Genomic DNA, 623 nt, shown 5'->3' with positions numbered 1-623 from the left:
ATTTCATAGCTTAATCAGACATTTTTTATAGTTTAAATGATCTATATGTTGTGAGTAATAGATGAAGTATGAAGAAAATCAAAAATTTGGACTTTTCAACGTTAATCATTGAACACCTCATCAACAAAATTAAGTAACAAAACCCTTTTCAAGTAGCTTCTTGCTTATAATACGAAGTTAACCACTAAAGCTAGCATAACACCTAATTTTTAATGATTTTTTCTATAACTCGCGTTGTAGAGAAGCCATCTTCAAAAGGGTTAAATCTCTCGTTGAAAGAATTATGATTTACTATTACGTTGGATTTTAACGCATCTGATAAAGAATGACTATCATAAAAAATTTGACCAGGGAGATCTTGATCAATATCAATATAGAAACCTCTTACTTCTTTCTCATAGACCTCTCGATCATACATGAAAAAAAAGATGGGGCGATTTAGCACTGAATAATCGAAAAACACACTAGAATAATCTGTTATCAGAGCATCAGCGATAAGATATAGGTCATTAACATCATTATAATTAGAAACATCTATAAAACGACTTGATGTTTCAATTGAGTCTGAAAAATAATGGCCTCTAAATAAAAAAACATAACTATCATCAAATTCACCTAAGAAT

The 623-nt window shown here is 29.5% G+C and carries 1 protein-coding gene; it reads right to left on the bottom strand.

Annotated elements, in window-relative coordinates; genetic code table 11:
* Window positions 1–202 precede the first annotated feature (202 nt).
* Window positions 203–623 (bottom strand): CDP-glycerol glycerophosphotransferase family protein (locus AB4486_RS24570; protein WP_372119285.1); only part of this gene is annotated, 421 nt, incomplete at its 5' end.

It is taken from the genome of Vibrio sp. 10N.222.55.C6, from assembly GCF_041473395.1.
Classification (GTDB): Bacteria; Pseudomonadota; Gammaproteobacteria; order Enterobacterales; family Vibrionaceae; genus Vibrio; species Vibrio crassostreae_C.
The sequence above is the reverse complement of the archived record's forward strand: the minus strand, read 5'-3'. Positions and strand labels throughout refer to the sequence as shown.